This window comes from Streptomyces caelestis, assembly GCF_014205255.1.
In the GTDB taxonomy this organism is placed as follows: Bacteria; Actinomycetota; Actinomycetes; order Streptomycetales; family Streptomycetaceae; genus Streptomyces; species Streptomyces caelestis.
In genome coordinates this window covers 3,491,126-3,509,163 of the sequence record NZ_JACHNE010000001.1, presented here as the reverse complement: position 1 = coordinate 3,509,163, position 18,038 = coordinate 3,491,126, and the positions used below count along the sequence as shown (strand labels likewise).

The 18,038-nt window shown below is 71.0% G+C and carries 21 protein-coding genes; 15 read left to right on the top strand and 6 right to left on the bottom strand.

The window, feature by feature from the left end; genetic code table 11:
* Positions 1 to 66: 66 nt before the first annotated feature.
* The 3 genes from HDA41_RS15800 (at position 67) to HDA41_RS15790 (ending at position 1,805) form a co-directional block, all read left to right on the top strand.
* Positions 67 to 735, top strand: a complete 669-nt coding sequence (locus tag HDA41_RS15800; protein ID WP_230299722.1) for a hypothetical protein — start codon at positions 67 to 69, stop codon at positions 733 to 735.
* A 29-nt stretch (positions 736 to 764) separates the two neighbouring features.
* Positions 765 to 1,085, top strand: a complete 321-nt coding sequence (locus tag HDA41_RS15795) for a hypothetical protein (RefSeq protein ID WP_184984484.1) — start codon at positions 765 to 767, stop codon at positions 1,083 to 1,085.
* A 189-nt stretch (positions 1,086 to 1,274) separates the two neighbouring features.
* Positions 1,275 to 1,805 (top strand): hypothetical protein, encoded by a 531-nt coding sequence (locus HDA41_RS15790; protein WP_230299728.1) that lies wholly within the window; start codon positions 1,275 to 1,277, stop codon positions 1,803 to 1,805.
* 85 nt (positions 1,806 to 1,890) lie between these two features.
* Here HDA41_RS15790 and HDA41_RS15785 read toward each other — a convergent pair whose 3' ends face one another.
* Positions 1,891 to 2,805 (bottom strand): RNA polymerase sigma factor SigF, encoded by a 915-nt coding sequence (locus HDA41_RS15785; RefSeq protein WP_376706792.1) that lies wholly within the window; start codon positions 2,803 to 2,805, stop codon positions 1,891 to 1,893.
* 251 nt (positions 2,806 to 3,056) lie between these two features.
* Here HDA41_RS15785 and HDA41_RS15780 point away from each other — a divergent pair, with 251 nt between their 5' ends.
* The 4 genes from HDA41_RS15780 (at position 3,057) to HDA41_RS15765 (ending at position 6,217) form a co-directional block, all read left to right on the top strand.
* Positions 3,057 to 3,434, top strand: coding sequence for an STAS domain-containing protein (locus HDA41_RS15780; protein WP_184984480.1), 378 nt, complete (start codon positions 3,057 to 3,059; stop codon positions 3,432 to 3,434).
* A gap of 243 nt (positions 3,435 to 3,677) precedes the next feature.
* Positions 3,678 to 4,232, top strand: a complete 555-nt coding sequence (locus HDA41_RS15775; RefSeq protein WP_184984478.1) for an ATP-binding protein — start codon at positions 3,678 to 3,680, stop codon at positions 4,230 to 4,232.
* Positions 4,233 to 4,449: 217 nt separating this feature from the next.
* Positions 4,450 to 5,157, top strand: coding sequence for an LPXTG cell wall anchor domain-containing protein (locus HDA41_RS15770; protein WP_184984476.1), 708 nt, complete (start codon positions 4,450 to 4,452; stop codon positions 5,155 to 5,157).
* Between the two features lie 31 nt (positions 5,158 to 5,188).
* On the top strand, positions 5,189 to 6,217 hold the full coding sequence (locus HDA41_RS15765; protein WP_230299723.1) for a hypothetical protein: 1,029 nt from the start codon (positions 5,189 to 5,191) through the stop codon (positions 6,215 to 6,217).
* A gap of 72 nt (positions 6,218 to 6,289) precedes the next feature.
* Here the strand turns inward: HDA41_RS15765 and HDA41_RS15760 are convergent, their stop codons facing one another.
* Positions 6,290 to 7,828 carry a peptide MFS transporter gene (locus HDA41_RS15760; RefSeq protein ID WP_184984474.1) on the bottom strand — a complete coding sequence of 513 codons (1,539 nt, stop codon included), beginning with the start codon at positions 7,826 to 7,828 and terminating at the stop codon, positions 6,290 to 6,292.
* A gap of 517 nt (positions 7,829 to 8,345) precedes the next feature.
* Between HDA41_RS15760 and HDA41_RS15755 the strand changes: the two genes are divergently transcribed.
* The gene (locus HDA41_RS15755) at positions 8,346 to 9,023 is read left to right on the top strand and encodes a response regulator transcription factor (protein WP_010034575.1); all 678 of its coding nucleotides are present in this window, start codon (positions 8,346 to 8,348) and stop codon (positions 9,021 to 9,023) included.
* 38 nt (positions 9,024 to 9,061) lie between these two features.
* Entirely contained in the window at positions 9,062 to 10,339 is a 1,278-nt protein-coding gene (locus HDA41_RS15750; RefSeq protein WP_184984472.1) for a sensor histidine kinase, read from the top strand.
* Positions 10,340 to 10,356: 17 nt separating this feature from the next.
* Here HDA41_RS15750 and HDA41_RS15745 read toward each other — a convergent pair whose 3' ends face one another.
* Entirely contained in the window at positions 10,357 to 10,863 is a 507-nt protein-coding gene (locus tag HDA41_RS15745; RefSeq protein ID WP_184984470.1) for a GtrA family protein, read from the bottom strand.
* Positions 10,864 to 11,025: 162 nt separating this feature from the next.
* Between HDA41_RS15745 and HDA41_RS15740 the strand changes: the two genes are divergently transcribed.
* From HDA41_RS15740 to HDA41_RS15730, 3 genes are read left to right on the top strand one after another with little or no spacing between them, the layout of a single operon-like run.
* A complete protein-coding gene (locus HDA41_RS15740; protein ID WP_184984468.1) occupies positions 11,026 to 12,165 on the top strand; it encodes a 5-(carboxyamino)imidazole ribonucleotide synthase in 1,140 nt (379 codons plus the stop codon).
* Complete coding sequence (gene purE / locus HDA41_RS15735) at positions 12,162 to 12,686, top strand: 5-(carboxyamino)imidazole ribonucleotide mutase (RefSeq protein WP_078945455.1); 525 nt, start codon at positions 12,162 to 12,164, stop codon at positions 12,684 to 12,686. Before HDA41_RS15740 ends, purE begins: the two co-directional genes overlap by 4 nt.
* 4 nt (positions 12,687 to 12,690) lie before the next feature.
* Positions 12,691 to 13,869: a dipeptidase gene (locus HDA41_RS15730; protein ID WP_184984466.1), complete on the top strand. Its 1,179-nt coding sequence runs from the start codon at positions 12,691 to 12,693 to the stop codon at positions 13,867 to 13,869.
* Here HDA41_RS15730 and HDA41_RS15725 read toward each other — a convergent pair.
* Positions 13,818 to 14,951, bottom strand: coding sequence for an alkene reductase (locus tag HDA41_RS15725; RefSeq protein WP_184984464.1), 1,134 nt, complete (start codon positions 14,949 to 14,951; stop codon positions 13,818 to 13,820). The genes HDA41_RS15730 and HDA41_RS15725 overlap by 52 nt on opposite strands.
* Positions 14,952 to 15,004: 53 nt before the next feature.
* Here HDA41_RS15725 and HDA41_RS15720 point away from each other — a divergent pair, with 53 nt between their 5' ends.
* The gene (locus HDA41_RS15720; protein ID WP_184984462.1) at positions 15,005 to 15,364 is read left to right on the top strand and encodes a MerR family transcriptional regulator; all 360 of its coding nucleotides are present in this window, start codon (positions 15,005 to 15,007) and stop codon (positions 15,362 to 15,364) included.
* Between the two features lie 112 nt (positions 15,365 to 15,476).
* Positions 15,477 to 16,610: a dipeptidase gene (locus HDA41_RS15715; protein WP_184984460.1), complete on the top strand. Its 1,134-nt coding sequence runs from the start codon at positions 15,477 to 15,479 to the stop codon at positions 16,608 to 16,610.
* Between the two features lie 12 nt (positions 16,611 to 16,622).
* Here HDA41_RS15715 and HDA41_RS15710 read toward each other — a convergent pair whose 3' ends face one another.
* Together HDA41_RS15710 and HDA41_RS15705 are read right to left on the bottom strand one after the other, a co-directional pair.
* Entirely contained in the window at positions 16,623 to 17,018 is a 396-nt protein-coding gene (locus HDA41_RS15710) for a VOC family protein (RefSeq protein ID WP_184984458.1), read from the bottom strand.
* A gap of 14 nt (positions 17,019 to 17,032) precedes the next feature.
* Positions 17,033 to 17,404, bottom strand: coding sequence for a VOC family protein (locus tag HDA41_RS15705; RefSeq protein WP_184984456.1), 372 nt, complete (start codon positions 17,402 to 17,404; stop codon positions 17,033 to 17,035).
* Positions 17,405 to 17,534: 130 nt separating this feature from the next.
* On the opposite strand from HDA41_RS15705, the gene HDA41_RS15700 reads away from it, so the two are divergent.
* Complete coding sequence (locus tag HDA41_RS15700; RefSeq protein WP_184984454.1) at positions 17,535 to 18,038, top strand: CGNR zinc finger domain-containing protein; 504 nt, start codon at positions 17,535 to 17,537, stop codon at positions 18,036 to 18,038.

Below are 18,038 nucleotides of genomic sequence, written 5' to 3'. Positions count from 1 at the left end.
CAACAACATCGTGTCCGGCGGGACTTCGGGCAGAGCGACTTCAACCCCGGGGCCGAACTCGGCGGGTTGGACACGAACCTCGACAAGGACGCCTATCGGAGCATGATGCTCCAGGACGTGAAGACCTACCTGGAGTCGGTCGGTGTCCCCGAGACCGGCGGGGACGGCTGGACCGACAAGGACTGGGCCACCCTGGGCGGCATCTCCAACACGGAGGCCTTCAACGCCGTGGTGGACGCGGACTGGCTCTTCACCGCGCTGGCCCGTCAGCTCAAGCTCCGCAAGGCTCTCATCCAGGCCCCCGTGCTGTGGGAGCTGCGCAAGCTCAACCCGAGGGACTTCGCGTCCGATGCGGCCGTGATGTCGGGCGCGGCCGAGGACTGCAGCACCGGCTGGGGACAGATCTGGGCCCCGGTCACCATCGACGCCCGCAACTACTGCATGCAGCAGGGCATCATCAACGGCGCACCGCTGACCGACGCGGACAAGCGGGATGTGTGGAACAAGCTCCACGACGACCAGGAGTACAACGTTCGCTCGGTCGCGTACCTGACGGTCTACAACGCCCACCAGCTCGGCATCGCCCGGCCGAGCCTGACCACCAGCCTCGCCGACACCCAGGCCCTGCTCGCCCGGTACAACGGGACCGGTGACGCAGCCGCCCAGTACGGCCGCGAGCTGATCGTTCTGTACCGCGTGCTGGAGAATTACAACGCGCTGTCGCGCGGCAACTGACGACCTACGCGTACGGAGGAGTGGGACGGATGGCAAAGCACTGGTCGGCACCGCTCCTGGTGAACCTGCTGCTCGGAATCCCGGCAGTGGTGCCGATCTGGTTGCTGTGGTACCTCGCGGTGAACTGGCCGCTCGCCGAACTCGGGCTGACGGTGCGGGAACCGACGGAGAACGACGGGATGGCGCTCTGGTTGGTGATCGTCATTCCCGTCGTCACGCTGTTCGGCCTGATCTGGTGGCTGGCCAACAGTCCCCTCCGGCGCCGGACGGCGCTGGCTCCGCGTACGTACTGGCTGCTGAGCGTGCTGGCCCCCTGCCTCCCGACGGTCGTCCTCATCCTCATCACCTGAGAAAGGAACAGCAGACGTGCAGCACGACATGCGCAACGCCGTATCGAGACGGACCCTGGTGAAGACCGCCGGGGTGATCACGGCCGCTGCGGCCGTCGGCTCCATCACCCCGTCCGCCGCCACGGCCGCCCCCGCGAACCTCCCAGTGAGCGCACAAAAGAAGGCCCCCACCTCCGCCAACGGCTGGCCTTGGAGAAGCAGGCCAACCACGTCTCCACCGTCTGGACGCGCTCCGTCTCCGGCACCGGCCTGGAGGTCGACATCCGGATCGGTGACGTGGAGGCGATCCTGCTCCACGTCGTGCGGCGCTACCACTACGAGGTCGAGCGGCTGCCCCGCGTGGACCTCGCGGGCCGGCAGCGGATCGACGGTCTGAAGAAGGACGAGCCGGAGTCCAACCTCGCTTCGGGCACCGCGGTGCGGATCCGCCCGGGAGCGGGCGCGAGCGGCAGCCTCTTCCCGCTCCAGGTGCTGACGGTGCGCGACATCCTCGCCGACTGCGGGGGCGTGGTGCGCTGGGGCGGCGACGACGACCCGGTCGACGAGTCGCTGTTCTCCATCGACCGCGGCCCGGACGACGCGTCGGTCCGTGAGCTCGCCGACCGGCTGCGGCTGGCCGAGGTCACGCCCGGCGAGGGCGCCGGCGTGACGGTGGACGTGCTGGCCCCGTCCCGGCGCGACCGCGCGAAGCGGCTGGTGAAGGAGCAGCGGGCGAGCTGAGGCCCGCAGGAAACGCGCCCGGGGGCGGACCGTTCGGTCCGCCCCCCGAAGGCCGGCGTCACTCGTACAGGTCGCGCGGTGAGGATCACTCCTCGACGGTCAGCCCCTTGCGCAGCCGTACCAGCGTCCGCGACAGCAGCCGCGACACGTGCATCTGGGAGATGCCCAGTTCCTCGCCGATCTCCGACTGGGTCATGCCCGCGACGAAGCGCAGCGACAGGATCTTCCGGTCGCGCGGCGGAAGTTCGGCGATCAGGGGCTTCAACGACTCGACGTACTCGATGCCTTCGAGCCCGTGGTCCTCGTAGCCGATGCGGTCCGCGAGCGCGCCCTCGGAGTCGTCCTCCTCCGGCTGGGCGTCGAGCGAGGAGGCGGTGTAGGCGTTCGACGCGGCCATGCCCTCGACGACCTCGTCGTTGGAGATGCCGAGGCGCTCGGCCAGTTCGGCCACCGTCGGGGCGCGGTCCAGCTTCTGGGCCAGCTCGTCACCGGCCTTGGCCAGGTCGAGCCGCAGTTCCTGGAGCCGCCGCGGAACGCGCACGGACCACGAGGTGTCGCGGAAGAAGCGCTTGATCTCGCCGACGATGGTCGGCATCGCGAACGTGGGGAACTCGACACCCCGGGACAGCTCGAAGCGGTCGATCGCCTTGATCAGGCCGATGGTGCCGACCTGGATGATGTCCTCCATCGGCTCGCTGCGGGAGCGGAACCGGGAGGCGGCGAACTTGACCAGCGCGAGGTTCAGTTCGACGAGCGTGTTGCGGACGTACGAGTACTCGTGGGTGCCTTCCTCCAGCGACTCCAGGCGCTCGAAGAGGGTCTTGGACAGCGCCCGCGCGTCGACCGCGTCGACTTCCTCGTACGGGGGGATGTCCGGAAGTCCGGCGAGAAGGTCGTCCGGTGTGACGAGCGTCTCAGCCTGATTGATGGGATCCAGATGTTCCGGAGGGGGTGTCGACGTCGCTTTGTGGGTACGCGATGCGTCGAGCCGGGGTGACATGATGTCCTCCATCGTTCTCGGCATATGGCTGCCGGGGCCAGTACGTGCACTGCGGTGTGCGGCGCCTCCAAAGCCGGCCGTGTCGGTTACGTGTTCTTACTAGGCCTACCCGCTTTCCCGAGGCCACCGCAAGTGCATTCTGTGCGCATATGTCCGTTTGTGTGCAGTTGTTCGGGTGTCGAAGCGTGTGAGGAAGGCGTAGTGTTCGTGGACGTCAGCAGGCAGCCACGACGTCGGGAGAGAGAGACGGCATGGACCGCGGGACAGTCGGCAGCGCACAGTCTGGCCGGCTTCTGGTGGAGGTGCGGGAAGAGGGCTCTAACGCCGTCGTGACCCCGGCGGGTGAGTTGGATCACCACACCGCCGATCTGTTGCGTGAGCCACTCGAGGACTGCCTCGCCAAGGGATTCAAGCGCCTGGTCATCGACTGCGCGCGGCTGGAGTTCTGTGACTCCACGGGGCTCAACGTGCTCCTTGGCGCGCGACTGAAGGCTGAGGCCGCCGGTGGTGGCGTGACACTCGCCGGGATGCAGCCGGTAGTGGCCCGCGTGTTCGAGATCACCGGTGCGGATGCGGTTTTCAGCGTCCATGACACGCTCGAGGCGGCCCTGGCCGACGAGTCGGGCTGACCGGCGGTGCGTCGGCGCGCCGAGCCTCGGCCATCCCCCTGTGACCGGTGTCCTATCCCCGTCACGCCATTCGCGTCGAATCCGGGGGTGTTCTGCCGGTCCGCCCGGGCAGGAGACATGCTGAAACGGTCGGCAACCAGGGCGGCGAGGGCGCCGCGAAACCGTCGTGCCGCGTGCTGCGTGACTGACTGTGTAGTGGATTTTCTGAATTGTGAACTGGTGAATCGGTGAGGTGAAGCGCTGATGAGCACCACCCGGCCCTACTCGCCGGGCGACCGCGGGCCGGAGCCCAGCGGCGCTTCCGGGGCGTCCGAGGGTGGCGTGCCCGCGGGCGATGCGTCCGGCGAGGGCGTGGCCGCGCCGTCCGGAACGACGGCGCCGCCGGGGGGCCGGCAGGTGCGCCGGCTGAGCTTCGAGGGGGCGAGCGGTGTCGTTCCGCTCGCCCGCGACTTCACCCGCCAGGCGCTGTACGCGTGGGGCTGGCTCCCGGCCGCCTCCGCGGACCAGCGGGCCGCCGCGGAGGACGTGCTGCTTGTCGTCTCCGAGCTGGTCACCAACGCCTGTCTGCACGCCGAGGGGCCGGACCAGCTGCGGATCACCTGCGACAACAAGGTGATCCGCATCGAGGTCGCCGACCAGGGCACCGGCCAGCCGTCACCCCGCACGCCGCACCGGGCCGGCCGCCCGGGCGGCCACGGCATGTTCATCGTCCAGCGGCTGTGCCTGGACTGGGGCGTCTTCCGCACACCGGGAGTCGCCGGCAAGACGGTGTGGGCCGAACTGGGAGCCCCCGCCTGATCCGTCGTCGGCCGTTCGGGTGAAGGGCGAGCGGGCGGTTTGCCGCTTGGTGCGTCCCTGCATGCCTGGCTGCCCCCATGGCGCCTCCGCCCGACGCTCACCATGCGCCGGATCGCCACGGATCCGGCGCGCACTGTGTCTTCCTTCCTCGACGCCCCGGGCGTACCTTGACGGCCCGATCTGATACCCCGTCAGGAACAGGAAGGGGAGCGGCACCGTGTCGTACCGGAATCGAACCGCCGTGCTCGCGTCCGCCGCGGCCCTGGCCGGCTCGGCGGTGTTGATGGCCGCCCCCACCGCCCGGGCCGAGGTCGTCGACGTCAACTACCAGTGCAAGACGCCGATCGGCGACAAGAGCGCCGTCTCGCCCATCGACATCAAGGGCGTCAGGAGCGGCAGCGGCTACCGGATCACCATGTCCTGGCAGAAGGGCGTCTCCTCCAGCCCGGTCGAACTGGGCAAGGGAGCGATGACCCCGAGCGCCACCATCGCCCTGGGCGGCGCGGACAGCGGCACCCTGACGGTGACCGGCCCCGCCAACGACGCCGCGCTCCCCGCCAACACACCGATCAAGATCAACGACCTGAGCGGTACGTACACGCCGAAGAAGAGCGGCGAGGTCACCTTCACGGCGGGTGTGCTCACCATCAAGGCCCTCGGTACGACGACCACGTGCACGCCGACGAACGACCCGGACCCGTCCCTGACCCTCGACGTCACGGCCGCGAGCGGCGGCGGCGCCACCGGCTCCACCCAGGGCGGCGGCTCCGGCTCGGGATCCGGATCCGGCGCCGAGCTCCCGCAGACCGGCCCGGCGGACTCGGCCGTGGCCCTCGGCACCCTCGGCGGGACGCTCCTGCTCGCCGGCGCGGCGGGCGCCCTGTGGCTGACACGACGCCACCAGGGGGCGCGAGCACGCCCCTGAGCAGTCCCCCGTACGACGCCTGGAGCCGCCGATGCCGTACGTCGTCCGTGTTCCGTACCTGTCGCTGCCGGTCCTGCTGGTGCTCCTGCTGGCTCTGGCGGGCGCCGGGCCCGCCGGGGCGGTGGACCGGCCCGTCGTCGAGCTGTCCAAGGCCCAGGCCGGGACGGGCGGTTCGGTCACCGTCACCGGAAGCGGCTGGCGGCCGCGTGCCCTGCTGACGCTGCTGGTCTGCGGGCAGGCCGAGCCGTCCCGGGGCGTGACCGGCGGCACCAACTCCTGCGCCAACGCCGACGGCCGGGCCGTCACCACCGACGCCGAGGGGCGCTTCCGCCGCGAACTGCCCGTCGTGGAACCGCCCGTGCCGTGCCCCTGCGTGGTGCACGTGGCGACGGCGACCGGGGCCAGGACCGAGGCCGACGCCGTCCTCCAGGTCGCCGGGCACGCGGTCGAGCCGCTGCCCGCCGACCGGGCCGGCGGGCGGCTGTCCCTGCTCGCGGACGCCCGGCTGCGCGGCGCCGGCGGGCTGCTGACCTGGTTCGGCTCCCCGCCCGCCCGGACGCTCGTGGTCACCGTCGGGAACGTCGGGACGTCCCCCGTGAAGGACCCGGTCTTCCAGGTCGGCACCTCCCACGGCGTGTTCGCCCCGCGGTGGCAGGACCAGCGCTGGCGCGGCACCATCCGGCCCGGCGGGAAGGCGCGCATCGAACTGCCCGTGGAACTCGCGGCCGGGGCGCACGGCGACTACACCGTGTCCCTGAAGTACGGCGGCAAGGTCCTCTCCGAACATCCCTGGGGCGTGGGGCGTCCGTGGGGCGTGACCCTGTTCTGGGTGCTCGTCTGCCTGGTCGTCCCGGCTGCGCTGTTCCGCGCCGGCCTGGCCGTCGTGGACCACGTACACCCCCGTCACGCCGTCCACGCGGCCCGCCCGCCCCGCCGCCCGGGCCCGCGCCTGCCCGCCGCACGACGGCCCCCGGACCTGCCGTGGGTCGCCCCTGACGCCGGACCGCCGGGATCGACGACGCGAGACGAGGGCATGAGGAACAAGGGCACAAGGGGATGAGGCAAGGGCATGAGAAGGGCCGCCGCACCGTCGAGGTGCGGCGGCCCGTTCGTCAGGGTCCGGTCGGGTGGGTCAGTGGACGTCGCCCATCAGCGCCTTGACCTTCCTGCGGTACATGTACACCGCGAAACCCGCCAGGGCGGCGAGCACCGCCTCCACCGCGACCGCGCCGGTGCCGCTCAGGTCGACGCCTCCGACGGCCGGGTTGGAGAGCAGACCCGTCACCGAGTCGCCCGCCGTGACCGCGAGGAACCAGACGCCCATCATCTGGCTGGCGTACTTGGCCGGGGCCATCTTCGTCGTCACCGACAGGCCGACCGGCGAGATGCACAGCTCACCGACGGTCTGGATCAGGTAGATGCCCACCAGCCACATCGGGCTGACCAGCGTGTCGCCGTCGGCCATGCCCAGCGGCAGCAGGAAGAAGAAGAACGAGACGCCGATGAAGAACAGCGCCGCGGCGAACTTGGCGACGGTGCTCGGCTCCTTGCCCTTGCGGTTCAGCCACAGCCAGAACCAGGCGAAGACCGGGGCCAGCGCCATGATGAACACCGGGTTCAGCGACTGGTACCAGGAGGACGGGAAGTCGAAGCCGAGCAGCGAACCGGAGGCCTTCGTCTCGCCGAACGCCTGGACCGTGGAACCGCCCTGGTCGTAGATCATCCAGAACACGGCGGCGGCGACGAAGAACCAGATGTAGCCGGTCATCTTCGACTGCTCGACCGCGCTGAGCTCCTTGTCCCGCTTGATGCGGATCAGCACGCCGGCCGGGATGACCAGGCCGATCACCGTGAGCGGGATCATCGCCCAGTTGAGGGTGAAGTGACCGGTGAAGCCGACGACGCCGTAGAAGACCGCCGCGACGGCCAGCCAGATCAGGCCCTTGCGCAGCCAGGACGCGCGCTCCTCGGCCGCCAGCGGCTTGGGCACGATGTTGCTCTGCGGGCTCAGGTTCCGGGTGCCGATGAGGAAGGCCGCCAGGCCGATGCCCATGCCGACCGCGGCCAGGCCGAAGCCGAGGTGCCAGCTCACCTGCTGGCCGACCGTGCCGATGATCAGCGGCGCGAAGAAGGCACCCATGTTGATGCCCATGTAGAAGATCGTGAAGCCGCCGTCACGACGCGGGTCGTCCGGGCCGTCGTAGAGGTGGCCGACCATGGTGGAGATGTTGGCCTTGAGCAGGCCGGAGCCCAGTGCCACCAGCGCCAGACCGGCGAAGAAGGGCGCCTGGCCGCCGGGCAGGGCCAGGACCAGGTGTCCCGACATGATCGTGAGGGCCGCGATCGTCACCGTCTTGCGGGGACCCCAGACCCGGTCGCCGAGCCAGCCGCCGGGCATGGCGAGCAGGTACACCATCGACAGGTAGACCGAGTAGATCGCCGTGGTGGTGGCGAGGTCCATGCCGAGACCGCCGCCCATGCTGCCCTTCTTGGCGTCGGGGCCGCCGGAGAGCAGGTAGACGACGAGCAGGGCCCTCATGCCGTAGAAGCTGAAGCGCTCCCACATCTCGGTCATGAACAGAGTGGCCAGTCCGCGGGGGTGGCCGAAGAAGGTCTTCTCGGTACCGGGGGTGCCCGGACGGGCCGAGTCCTTCGTCAGGCTGGACGCCATGGTCGTTCCTTGCTGGTCGGGACGCGCTCCGCGGCAGCGGTGGTGCGCCCGGTGGGGGCTGCCGGCACCGGTGCGTACGGCCGTCCGCCCGACGCCTACGGGGGTCCGCTCCGGGTCACGGAGCGGTGGGCGGTCGCCACCGGGATCCACGCCTCTACGCGCGTATCCGCACGACGAGGCCCGGCCACAGGTCGTTTCAGGTTCGGGGCCGGCCGGAACCAGCCCGCACACAAAAGAGACCTCCAGGGGCAATCAGCCTCCGAAGGTCGCCGTGGTGCTAACAGGCGTTGATTCACCATACGGCAGGACACCGCCGTATATGGAAGGACTTGAGACACTAATCACAGGTGTCGGGGGAACCGTAAGCCCTTTTTCCAAGGTCCTTAACCGGATCGCACCCTACAGTCAGAGGTTTGTCAGCGTTCCAGCGGAACGTAAGAAACGGGTATGCCACGGGTAAGAATCAAGGCTTCCGGTCACACCCCAGCTCAGGGCCTTGCAGGTCTACCATCACCTCATGACCCGTGTACTGCTCGCCGAGGACGACGCGTCCATCTCGGAGCCGCTGGCCCGTGCTCTGCGCCGGGAGGGCTACGAGGTCGAAGTGCGTGAGGACGGACCCACCGCTCTCGACGCCGGAATGCAGGGCGGCGTCGACCTGGTCGTGCTCGACCTGGGTCTGCCCGGCATGGACGGTCTGGAGGTGGCCCGTCGCCTGCGGGGCGAAGGCCACAGCATCCCGATCCTCATCCTGACCGCGCGCGCCGACGAGGTGGACACCGTCGTCGGGCTCGACGCGGGCGCCGACGACTACGTCACCAAGCCGTTCCGGCTCGCCGAGCTGCTCGCCCGCGTCCGCGCCCTGCTGCGCCGCGGCGCCGCCGAGCCGCAGCAGCCGCCCGCCACGCACGGCGTGCGGATCGACGTCGAGTCGCACCGCGCCTGGATGGGCGAGGAGGAGCTCCAGCTCACCGCCAAGGAGTTCGACCTGCTGCGGGTGCTGGTGCGCGACGCGGGCCGGGTCGTCACCCGCGACCAGCTGATGCGCGAGGTCTGGGACACGACCTGGTGGTCGTCGACCAAGACCCTCGACATGCACATCTCCTGGCTGCGCAAGAAGCTCGGCGACGACGCGGCCAACCCCCGCTACATCGCCACCGTGCGCGGTGTGGGCTTCCGCTTCGAGAAGAGCTGAGCCGCGGGACAGGCACGGGTAGGCACGGGTAACAGGACATGCGCCGCCGACTGATCCAGTCCACGCTCGCCGTGGTGCTCGTCGTGATCGCCGTCTTCGGCGTCTCCCTCGTCATCGTCGAGACCAAGACGATCAGCAACAGCGCCCAGGAGCGGGTGGAGTCCGAGGCGGTCCGGCTGGCCAGCATCGTCGACAGCCGGCTCTTCGTCGCCCAGCAGGTCGACGCGGAGGTGCTGCGCAAGCAGGTCACGCAGGACCGCTACTACGCGGTGATCCGGATCCCCGGGGAGGAGCCCATCGAGGTCGGCTCCAAGCCGTCCGGCGACGTGATCAGCGCGACCGAGCCCGGCGAGGAGGGCGAGACCGTCACGGTCCAGGAGCCGCGCTCCTCGGTGACCCGGGAGGTCGGCCGCACCCTGCTGATCATCGGCCTGGTCGCGCTGCTGGCGGTGGTGGCCGCGGTGCTGCTGGCCGTGCGCCAGGCGAACCGGCTGGCATCGCCGCTGACCGACCTCGCGGAGACGGCCGAGCGGCTCGGCTCGGGCGATCCGCGCCCCCGGCACAAGCGGTACGGCGTGCCCGAGCTGGACCGGGTGGCGGACGTGCTGGACGGCTCGGCCGAGCGCATCGCGCGCATGCTGACCGCCGAGCGGCGGCTGGCCGCGGACGCCTCTCACCAGCTGCGGACGCCGCTGACGGCGCTGTCGATGCGGCTGGAGGAGATCACCCTCACCGACGACCCGGACACGGTGAAGGAAGAGGCGACGATCGCGCTGACCCAGGTCGAGCGGCTCACGGACGTCGTGGAGCGGCTGCTGACGAACTCCCGCGACCCGCGCACCGGCTCCGCCGTCACCTTCGACCTCGACGAGGTCATCCAGCAGCAGCTCGCCGAGTGGCGTCCCGCCTACCGCAGCGCGGGCCGGGCGATCGTCAGCTCCGGCAAGCGGCATCTGGAGGCCGTGGGCACACCCGGAGCGGTCGCACAGGTGCTGGCCGCGCTGATCGAGAACTCTCTGATGCACGGCGGCGGCACGGTGGCGCTGCGCACCCGTGTCACCGGCAACCAGGCCGTCATCGAGGTCACGGACGAGGGCCCCGGCGTCCCCGCCGACCTCGGCGCACGCATCTTCGAGCGGGCGATCAGCGGCCGCAACTCCACGGGCATCGGCCTGGCCGTGGCCCGCGACCTGGCGGAAGCGGACGGCGGCCGCCTGGAGATGCTCCAGACCAAGCCCCCGGTGTTCGCCCTGTTCCTGTCCCGCACGCCCGTCCGGAAGTCCCAGGGCGGCGAGAACGAGCCGATGATCCGCTGACGCGGCTCACGACCGGCCTACGGCACCCGCTGCCCGGCCCGCGACCGCCTGGTCCGTTCGCTCTTCAGGACCGATTCCGCGTCCGCCACCGCCTCACGGGGCGGAAGGGCGCGGAACACCCAGCTGCGGTACGACCAGAAGCGGAACAGCGTGGCGATGCCGATGCCGAGGAACTTGAAGATGTTGTTCTGCAGCGGCGTGTCCCAGCCGAAGCCGTACGTGGCCGCGTACAGGACGCCGTTCTCGATGACCAGCCCGACCGCGCTGAACAGCAGGAACAGGGACATCTCCCGCGTACGGCGGGTCTTGTCGCGGTCGCGGTACGTGAAGTAGCGGAAGCCGACGTAGTTGAAGATGATCGCCACGACGGTCGCGATGACGCTCGCGCGCACCACCGGCAGGTCGGTGACATGCCGTACCAGGTTGAACACGAGGAGGTTGACGAGCACTCCGACACCGCCCACCGCGCCGAACCTGGCGACTTCGTGGAGGAACCGTCGGAGCCGCGAAGCACCATGTTCCATGGTCGTGCAGGCCCCCGTCCGTGGTTGGCGTCAACCCAGCCATGCTAACCACCCTCCCGCGCGATCTTCCTGCGGACACCGGTGGAGGGCCGGAGATGGTCCGGGCAGGACCGGGGAGGGGCAGGAAACCGGCCACCTCGGCGCGGCCGATACCCTGGGGGAGTGACGTTCCCGGTAGTCGGCATGGTCGGCGGGGGCCAGCTCGCTCGTATGACACACGAAGCAGGCATCCCGCTGGGCATCAGGTTCAAGCTTCTCAGTGACACCCCGCAGGACTCAGCTGCGCAGGTCGTGAGCGATGTCGTCGTAGGCGACTACCGCGACCTGGAGACGCTGCGCGCCTTCGCACGCGGGTGCGACGTGATCACCTTCGATCACGAACACGTGCCCACCGAGCACCTCAGGGCCCTGGAGGCGGACGGCATCCCCGTGCGCCCCGGCCCCGACGCGCTCGTGCACGCCCAGGACAAGGGCGTGATGCGCGCGAAGCTCGACGCGATCGGCGTGCCCTGCCCCAGACACAGAATCGTTTCCGATCCGCAGGACGTCGTGGCCTTCGCCGCCGAGGGCGACGGGTTCCCCGTCGTCCTCAAGACCGTCCGCGGCGGTTACGACGGCAAGGGCGTGTGGGTCGTCGACTCCGTCGAGGAGGCCGCCGACCCGTTCAAGGCCGGTGTCCCCGTGCTCGCCGAGGAGAAGGTCGACTTCCTCCGCGAGCTCGCCGCCAACGTCGTACGCTCCCCGCACGGACAGGCCGTCGCCTACCCGGTCGTCGAGTCCCGCCAGGTGAACGGCGTCTGCGACACGGTGATCGCGCCCGCCCCCGGCCTCGACCAGGGCCTCGCCCTGCGGGCCGAGGAGATGGCGCTGAACATCGCCAAGGAGCTCGGCGTCGTCGGTCACCTCGCCGTCGAGCTGTTCCAGACCCGCGACGGCCGCATCCTCGTCAACGAACTCGCCATGCGCCCGCACAACTCCGGCCACTGGTCGATGGACGGCGCCGTCACCAGCCAGTTCGCCAACCACGTCCGGGCGGTCCTGGACCTGCCCCTCGGCGACCCGCGCCCGCGCGCCGAGTGGACCGTCATGGTCAACGTCCTCGGCGGCGACTACCCGGACATGTACTCCGCGTACCTGCACTGCATGGCCCGCGACCCGCAGCTCAAGATCCACATGTACGGCAAGGACGTGAAGCCCGGCCGCAAGGTCGGCCACGTCAACACCTACGGCGACGACCTGGACGACGTGCTGGAGCGCGCCCGTCACGCAGCCGGCTACCTGAGAGGCACCATCACCGAATGAGCCCTGTTGTTGGCATCGTCATGGGGTCGGACAGCGACTGGCCCGTCATGGAGGCCGCCGCCAAGGCCCTCGACGAGTTCGAGATCGCCTACGAGGTGGATGTCGTCTCCGCGCACCGCATGCCGCGCGAGATGGTCGCGTACGGCGAGCAGGCCGACGGGCGCGGGCTCAAGGTGATCATCGCCGGGGCAGGTGGCGCCGCCCACCTGCCCGGCATGCTCGCCTCCGTGACGCCGCTGCCGGTCATCGGCGTGCCCGTGCCGCTGAAGTACCTCGACGGCATGGACAGCCTCCTGTCGATCGTGCAGATGCCGGCCGGTGTCCCCGTCGCCACGGTCTCCGTCGCCGGTGCCCGCAACGCCGGCCTGCTGGCGGCCCGGATCCTCGCCGCGCACGACGAGGAACTCCGCGCCCGCATGCGCGAGTTCCAGCAGGAGCTGAACGACCAGGCCACCGAGAAGGGCAAGCGCCTGCGCTCCAAGGTCGAGGGCGCAAACGGCGGTTTCGGCTTCGGGAAGTGATTCCATGACGTCCCTCGACGACGCCCGCACGCTGCTCGCCGAGTTCCCCGTCGCCGACGGGCACAACGACCTGCCCTGGGCGCTGCGCGAGCAGGTCCGCTACGACCTCGACGCCCGCGATGTCGCCGCCGACCAGAGCGCCCACCTGCACACCGACATCCCGCGGCTGCGCGCGGGCGGGGTCGGTGCGCAGTACTGGTCGGTGTACGTCCGCACGGACTCGCCGGACCCGGTCGCGGCCACACTCGAACAGATCGACTGCGTACGGCAGTTGATCGACCGGCACCCGGAGGACCTGCGGCCCGCGCTGACGGCCGCCGACATGGAGGCCGCGCGCCGGGAGGGCCGGATCGCCTCCCTCATGGGCGCGGAGGGCGGCCACTCCATCGCCAACTCCCTGGGCACCCTGCGCGGGCTGTACCGGCTCGGCGTGCGCTATCTGACCCTCACCCACAACGACAACGTGGACTGGGCGGACTCCGCGACCGACAAGCCGCGGGCCGGCGGCCTCACCGCGTTCGGCCGGGAGGTCGTACGGGAGATGAACCGGCTCGGCATGCTCGTGGACCTCTCCCACGTGGCCGCGACGACCATGCGGGACGCGCTCGACGCGAGCTCCGCCCCGGTGATCTTCTCCCACTCCTCCGCGCGGGCCGTGTGCGACCACCCGCGCAACATCCCGGACGACGTCCTGGAGCGGCTGGCCGCGGGCGGCGGCGTCGCGATGGTGACGTTCGTGCCGAAGTTCGTGCTCCAGGCCGCCGTCGACTGGACCGCCGAGGCCGACGAGAACATGCGCGCCCACGGCTTCCACCACCTCGACACCACCGCGGAGGCCATGAAGATCCACCGCGCCTTCGAGGAACGGCACCCGCGCCCCGTCGCGACGGTGGCGACGGTCGCCGACCACCTGGACCACATGCGCGAGGTGGCCGGCGTCGACCACCTCGGCATCGGCGGCGACTACGACGGCACGGCCTTCACACCCGACGGCCTGGACGACGTCTCCGGCTACCCGAACCTGATCGCGGAGCTGCTGGACCGCGGCTGGTCGAAGGCCGACCTGGCGAAGCTCACCTGGAAGAACGCGGTACGGGTGCTGGACGCGGCCGAGGACGTGGCCCGCGGGCTTCAGGCCACGCGGCCGCCGTCCAACGCCACGATCGAGTCGCTCGACGGCTGAGCGTCGAGGGTGGGGTAGTCGGTGTAGCCGGTCGCCCCGCCCACGTACATGAAGTACCGGTCGCGCATCGCGTTCAGCGGCGCCCCGTGCCGCAGCCGGGTCACCAGGTCGGGGTTGGCGAGGAAGGGCCGGCCGAGGGCGATCAGGTCGGCCCCGGCGGCCAGCAGCGCCTCGGAGGCCCGGTGCACGGCGTCCGTGGAGATCTCCTTCAGCACCGGGTTGGCGACGATCACCCCGGGCCAGCCGGCGCGCACCTTCCGGAACACCGGCGTGTCCGGGTCGGCGTACCCCAGGTGCAGGTAGGCGAGCCCCAGCCCGCCGAGCCGCTCGACGAGCGCCGGGTAGATCTCCTCGGTCTCGCCCTCCTCGATGCCGTTGACGGTGTGGCCGGGGGAGGCCCGCAGACCCACGCGCTCGGCCCCGATCTCGGCGGCCACCGCCTCGGTCACCTCGGCCGTGAACCGGATCCGGGCGGCGACCGGCCCGCCGTAGCCGTCGGTGCGGAGGTTGGTGTTGCGGGAGAGGAACTGGTGCAGCAGATGGCCGTTGGCGGAGTGCACCTCCACCCCCTCGAACCCGGCGTCCAGCGCGTTGCGGGCGGCCTGCGCGAAGTCGGCGATGGTGGTGCGGATGTCCTCGGCGGTCATCTCCCTCGGCACCACGGCCGACCGGTGACCCTCCGGTGTGAAGATCGTCTCGGGGAGGGGGACGGGCGAGGGCGCGACCGGCGTCAGCCCGCTGGTCGCGGGGTGGCCGACCCGGCCGCCGTGCTGGAGCTGCAGGAACATCCGGCCACCCGCGTCCCGCACGGCGTCCGTGACCCGACGCCAGCCGGCCACGTGCGCCGGGCTGTGGACGGCGGTGATGTTCGGGTACGTCTGCCCGACCGCGTTCGGGGTCGAGGCCTCGGCGATGATCAGCCCGGCGGAGGCGCGCTGGACGTAGTACGTGGCCATCAGCGGGGTCGGCGTGCCGTCGGCCTCGGCCCGGTTCCTGGTCAGCGGGGCCATCACCAGACGGTTGGGCAGGTCCAGCCCGGGCAGACGAGCCGGTTCGAAGAGTGCTGTCGTGTGCTGCGTCATGCCCGTACGCTAAAACCTGACATGGATGGCAGATTCAAGTCCGGGAGTGGGACGTGCGGATCGGTGAACTGGCCCGGCGCACCAACGTGAGCGAGCGGTCGCTGCGCTACTACGAGAAGCAGGGGATGCTCACGGCCGAGCGGACGCCCGGCGGGCACCGGGAGTACCCGGAGGCGGCCGTGGACCGGGTCATCCGGATCCAGGAGCTGTTCGCGGCGGGACTGTGCAGCGAGAAGATCGTCCAGCTGCTGCCGTGCATGCGGGACACGGACGGCGGGCCCTCGGTCCGCGCCACGCCCAACCTGGTCGCCGAACTCAGTACCGAGCGTGCCCGCATCGACCGGATGATCGCCGACCTGGTCCGCTCCCGGGACACGCTGGACGAGGTGATCGAGGCGGCCCGGCTGCCCTGAGGGCGTCGCCGCGCGCGGCCGGGACCGTACCCCGAACGCCCCGCCCACCAGGAACCCCTCAGCGCTCTGTGCGACGGTGACCGTACCTCACGAACGACCGTACGGAGCCGCCATGGCAGACCTCCAGGACGACCTGCGCACGACCGCCGCAGTCGGTGAGTTCGACGACCTGGCCGAGCCGTACCCGGACGAGGTCGTCATGGCGGCGGAGCCCTACGAGCCCGTCTCCGACCCGGACGACGAGCCGATGAACCGGGCCCACACCATCCTCGCCGCCCACCCCGTCGCCGACGGCTACAACGAACTGCCCTGGGCGCTGAAGCGACTGCCCTACTACGACCTGGAGGAGGGCGAGAGCACGGTCGACACGGACGTGCCCCGCCTGCGCCGCGGGCATGTGGGCGCGCTGTTCTGGTCGCTGCACCTGCCCGAGGGCCTGGACGGCGACCGGGCCGTGGGTGCCACCCTGGAGCAGCTGGACCTGGCCAAGGCCGTCGCCCGGACCTGCGGCGAGGGACTGCGGCCGGCCTGGACGGCGGGGCAGGTCGCGGACGCCCGCAACTGCGGCCGCGTCGCCGTGCTCCTCGGGCCCGCCGGGGCCCCGGCCATGGGCGACTCGCTGGGCATCCTGCGTCAGCTGCACTTCCTCGGCCTGCGCGTACTGTCGCTGAACGGCGTGTCCTGGGCGAGCGAAGCGGGGCTGACGCGGTTCGGCGAGGAGGTCGTGCGCGAGATGAACCGGCTCGGCGTGATCGTGGACCTCTCCGGTGCCTCCGCGTCGACCGTCCGCCGGGTCCTGAGGCTCTCCCGGGCGCCCGTGCTGTGCAGCCGCTCCGCCGCCCGCGCCCTGCGCCCCCACCCGGCCAACCTCCCCGACGACCTGCTGGCGGAGCTGGGCGCGGCCAAGGGGCTGTGCATGGTGCCGCTGACCGCCGAGCAGACCGGCCCGACCGTCCGCGACGTCGCCGACCATCTCGACCACATCCGGGCCGTGGCCGGTGCACAGAGCGTCGGGCTGTCCGGCACGTACGACTCGGGCTCGGCCCACCCGCAGGAGCTCGGCGACACCTCCTGCTACCCGCGGCTGATCGCCGAGTTGCTGCGGCGCGGCTGGGACGAGGCCGACGTGGCCCTTCTGACCTGGGGAAACGTCCAGCGGGTGCTGCGCGGCGCCGACTTCACCGCGCGCGCCGCCCAGCAGCGACGCGAGCCGTCGGCGGCGACCATTTCCGAGCTGGACGGGTGACGGGCCGGTGACTCAGGCGGTGTGCTCGATCCGGCACAGGCAGAACGGATGCCCCGCCGGGTCGGCGTACACCCGGAAGTCCTTCTTCTCGTAGTCCTCCCGGTCCAGCACCCGCGCCCCCAATGACAGCACCCGCTCCTCGGCCGCGTCGATCTCCTCCCAGGTCGACCCGCCGTCGAAGTCCAGGTGGAACTGCTGGGCGTTGCGGTCGGACCGGGGCCATTCCGGCGGGGTGAACCCGGGCGAGCGCTGGAAGGCGAGCCGCGGCCCGTCGGGGATCCGCAGCACCACCCAGTCGGGGTCGTCGTCCTCGGGCGTGCCTCCCCCGACCTGCGCGTAGAAACGGGCCAGCTCGCGCGGGTCGGGGCAGTCGACGACGACGGAACGGAAACGTGCCACAGCAGGCATGGGGCCTCCCGGTGTCAGCCGGCGCAGAGGCAGAACGGGTGCCCGGCCGGATCGGCGTAAACCCGGAAGGTCCGCGTCCGGTCCTCGGCGTCCAGCGGCTTCGCGCCGAGCGCCAGCACGCCCTTCTCGGCCGCGTCCAGGTCCTCCACGTCCAGGTCGAGATGGAACTGCTGCGAGCCGTCGGGCGACGGCCACTTCGGCGGTACGTACCCCGGGGATTCCTGGAAGGCCAGCGCCGGCCCGCCCGGCACCTTCAGGTCGATCCACTCGCCCGAGTCGTCGGCCTCCACCGTGGGAGTGCCGCCGAGCACCTCGGCGTAGAAGCCGGCCAGTGCACGCGGGTCGGGACAGTCCAGGACGACGACACCCAGTTTGGCGAGAGCCATGACTTCCTCCTTGAAGCGGCTGTTACCCCTCAGTGTTACCTACACAGCCCGGGTAACCGGTAACCGTTACTCTATGCTGGCCCATTGGGGGTAACCTCGCAAGGGGAAATCCGGGAGGTACGGTCCAGCCATGACGGAGAGATCGCCCGCGCCCGGCGGCCTGGCCCTGGTCGAGGCCCTGGTGAACACCCTGGACATCGGGTCGGGCGCCGACTCGCTGGACACGGCGGAGGGCCGCGCGCGTTTCGGGGTCACGCGGGACGAGGCCGAGGACGCCCGCGCCCTGCGCGAGTCCCTGCGCGTGGTCCTGCTCGCCCACGCGGGCCACCCGCCGCACCGCGAGGTGACCCCGCTGGGCGAACTGCTGGCCGGGGCGCCGCTGCTGGTGGCGGTCGACCGGCGGGACGGCTCGGCGACCCTCGCCCCGGCCGACGAGGGCCCCCTGCTCTCCCGTGTCGCAGCCGCCGTCGCCGAGGCGCTGGTCGCGGGCACCTGGAGCAGGCTCAAGGCCTGCGAGGCCGCCGACTGCCTCTGGGCGTACTACGACCGCAGCCCGGCCGGCCGCGGCCGCTGGTGCTCGATGCAGGTCTGCGGGGCCCGGGCGAAGATGCGCCGCTACCGGGCGAAGGGCTGA

Coding starts and splice junctions, on each gene's coding strand:
- HDA41_RS15795 (WP_184984484.1), top strand. CDS start 765: ATGGCAAAGCACTGGTCGGCACCGCTCCTGGTGAACCTGCTGCTCGGA.
- HDA41_RS15785 (WP_376706792.1), bottom strand. CDS start 2,805: ATGTCACCCCGGCTCGACGCATCGCGTACCCACAAAGCGACGTCGACA.
- HDA41_RS15780 (WP_184984480.1), top strand. CDS start 3,057: ATGGACCGCGGGACAGTCGGCAGCGCACAGTCTGGCCGGCTTCTGGTG.
- HDA41_RS15775 (WP_184984478.1), top strand. CDS start 3,678: ATGAGCACCACCCGGCCCTACTCGCCGGGCGACCGCGGGCCGGAGCCC.
- HDA41_RS15765 (WP_230299723.1), top strand. CDS start 5,189: ATGCCGTACGTCGTCCGTGTTCCGTACCTGTCGCTGCCGGTCCTGCTG.
- HDA41_RS15760 (WP_184984474.1), bottom strand. CDS start 7,828: ATGGCGTCCAGCCTGACGAAGGACTCGGCCCGTCCGGGCACCCCCGGT.
- HDA41_RS15755 (WP_010034575.1), top strand. CDS start 8,346: ATGACCCGTGTACTGCTCGCCGAGGACGACGCGTCCATCTCGGAGCCG.
- HDA41_RS15750 (WP_184984472.1), top strand. CDS start 9,062: ATGCGCCGCCGACTGATCCAGTCCACGCTCGCCGTGGTGCTCGTCGTG.
- HDA41_RS15745 (WP_184984470.1), bottom strand. CDS start 10,863: ATGGAACATGGTGCTTCGCGGCTCCGACGGTTCCTCCACGAAGTCGCC.
- purE (WP_078945455.1), top strand. CDS start 12,162: ATGAGCCCTGTTGTTGGCATCGTCATGGGGTCGGACAGCGACTGGCCC.
- HDA41_RS15730 (WP_184984466.1), top strand. CDS start 12,691: ATGACGTCCCTCGACGACGCCCGCACGCTGCTCGCCGAGTTCCCCGTC.
- HDA41_RS15725 (WP_184984464.1), bottom strand. CDS start 14,951: ATGACGCAGCACACGACAGCACTCTTCGAACCGGCTCGTCTGCCCGGG.
- HDA41_RS15715 (WP_184984460.1), top strand. CDS start 15,477: ATGGCAGACCTCCAGGACGACCTGCGCACGACCGCCGCAGTCGGTGAG.
- HDA41_RS15710 (WP_184984458.1), bottom strand. CDS start 17,018: ATGCCTGCTGTGGCACGTTTCCGTTCCGTCGTCGTCGACTGCCCCGAC.
- HDA41_RS15705 (WP_184984456.1), bottom strand. CDS start 17,404: ATGGCTCTCGCCAAACTGGGTGTCGTCGTCCTGGACTGTCCCGACCCG.
- HDA41_RS15700 (WP_184984454.1), top strand. CDS start 17,535: ATGACGGAGAGATCGCCCGCGCCCGGCGGCCTGGCCCTGGTCGAGGCC.